The organism is Streptomyces sp. NRRL WC-3549 (genome assembly GCF_000721935.1).
Lineage (GTDB): Bacteria > Actinomycetota > Actinomycetes > Streptomycetales > Streptomycetaceae > Streptomyces.
In genome coordinates this window covers 8,577-10,837 of record NZ_KL585460.1, presented here as the reverse complement: position 1 = coordinate 10,837, position 2,261 = coordinate 8,577, and the positions used below count along the sequence as shown (strand labels likewise).

At 73.0% G+C, this 2,261-nt stretch carries 1 pseudogene; it reads right to left on the bottom strand.

Annotation, left to right across the window (positions count from 1 at the left end):
* Window positions 1-2,261, bottom strand: a pseudogene (locus tag IH13_RS0135870) (hypothetical protein); the annotation flags it as partial.

Below are 2,261 nucleotides of genomic sequence, written 5' to 3'. Positions count from 1 at the left end.
GTACGTGGCCGTCGCGCCGAAGCCGGTCTCGTCGTCGGACTGCCACCCCCAGCGCACACCGGCGCTCGGCCCGCCCGCGTTGTGCGGGGCGCCGATGTCGTCCGCCATCGGGTCGCGGAACGCGAGCAGCCCCTCGACACCCGCCTCCCCGAGGCGCTTGGCGCTCTTCTGCCCGTCCACCCGCTCCACACCGACCGAGCTGTAGCGCAGCTTGAAGTCGTCCTGCACACCCTCGAAGCGGCGGTTGGTCAGCTCTCCGCGCAGCCATATGTAGCGGTGACCCTGCCCGATCCGGCCCGGCTCGACGAAGCGGACCCGGATGCCGGTCGTGGTCAGCGCCTCCAGATTCCCGGCCATGCTCCGGTGCGACAGGGCGGTGAGCACCTCGAGCGTGTTGGCGAGGGCCGTGCGGTACGTGTCGTCGTCGCGCCACCGCGACGGCAGAGGGCGCGCGCCGGCGGACGGCCCGAACGGGGCCGGCCGGGCCGCCGTCCGCTCCCGCCACGTCCTGCGCTCCGGCGGCGCCAGCTGGTCGAGCCGCGCGACGAGCCCCGGGTACGCCGCCGCGAGCGCCGTCAGCACCTCGTCGGCGAAGGTGTCCAGAAGGGTGCGCCGCTGCCCCGCGGGGTCCGGCGGCCCCGTTCTCGTACCGTCGTCGAAGGCGAACTCCTCCACCCGGTGCATGCCCAGGGTGTGCGGCCGGTCCCGGGTCAGGTACGCGGGGGCGAACGGCTCGGGCGCTCCGGTCCGCAGCGCACGCCGCAGCCCGTCGTCCCAGCCGGCCAGCCGCCGTGCCTCCGTACGGGTCATCCGGTCCACGCTCCACGTGTGGAACCGCCGGGGCGGGGTGGTGCTGCCGCTGAGCTGGACGTGGACCGTCTTGCGGACCAGATAGAGGCCGGTGAGGTCGCCCTTGACCTGGCCGGCCGACTTGATCGCCCCCGACCCGCCCAGTCCCGCGGTGCGCGACACCGAGAAGAGAAAGCGGAACGCCCCGCCGAACTGGAGCCGGAGATTGAGGGTGCTGTCCGCCAGGTCGAAGAAGTTGAAGGCCGGGCCCGCGACCCCGTCGATGCCGACCGCCGCCGTCTTCTGAAGACTCCGCTCGTTGCGCACGGTCAGGGTGTTGATGTCGCGCATCTCGGCGTCGGCCGTCTCCGTGATCAGCGTCGCCCGGCCCGGCACGACGTCGACGACGAAGACACCCAGGGGCGTGCGGGCCTTGTCGTCGGCGAACAGCGGCACGGTGGTGACGCGGCCCCGCGACAGGGCGGGGCTCTGCCGCTGGAAACTCAACGAGGAGAAGAAGGAGTTCAGTTCACCGTAGGCGGTGCTGCCCGGTGCCACGCCGATCTCCTGCGCCGCCCAGTCCCGCATCCGGGAGACCGGCCCGAAGCCCTCCGTCCTGACCAGCCGGTAGGACGATCGCCGGTCGAGCTCCATGGAGCGGGGGATGCGCCCGGGGACGGCCTTGGTGCTCGTCACACTGTCCGGCAGCCGCACGGACAGCCCGTTTCGCACCGCGAAGCCGCGGAGGGCGGGCGCGGTGCCGGCCAGGGGCCGGCCCTCCGCGTCGGTCACCCGCAGCTCGTAGTACACGTGGTCCAGATAGACCCGGGAGCCGTCCAGCGAACGCGTCTCCGTCTGGGTCGTCCCCTGCTCGGTCTGCCCGTACCCCACCCGGTCGGTCCGGCCGAGCCGCAGACCGATCCGTCCGAAACCGCTGAACGCCGCCGCCCCCACCGGCCCGACGGGCCCGCCCAGCGCCATCTGGGTCACCGACTGCATGGTCTTGTTCTGCCCGGCCGCCGCGACCGAGCGGTGCATGCCGTCCACCTTCACGGGACTGCCGTACGTGTCGGTGAACTGCTCCCAGTCGCCGTAGTGGCGCACGGTGACCGCCAGCTTCCGTACACCGCCGTCCCGCGCCGTGTACGGGAAGACACGCCCGTCCCCGGCCAGCGTCTTGGGCTCGTGCGTGAACGCGTACGCGACGTCGTCCATCAGGGCCGACCCGGTAGACCGGCCCTTCCCCGGCGGCGCGGGGCGCACGGTGTCGCCTCCCTCCGCCAGCACCCGGCCGATCTCGGCCAGCGCCTGCCCGGTGCCGCGCAACTCGACGTCGCTGTGTCCGAAGGTCATGCCGCCGGAGACCAGCGAGAGGAGGACGTCGGGCGGCACGTCCCCGATGAGTTCGCCGACGTCGTCGATGTAGGCGGGCATCCGGGTGCCGTTGCCGAAGTCGACCGGCTCCCGCCGCC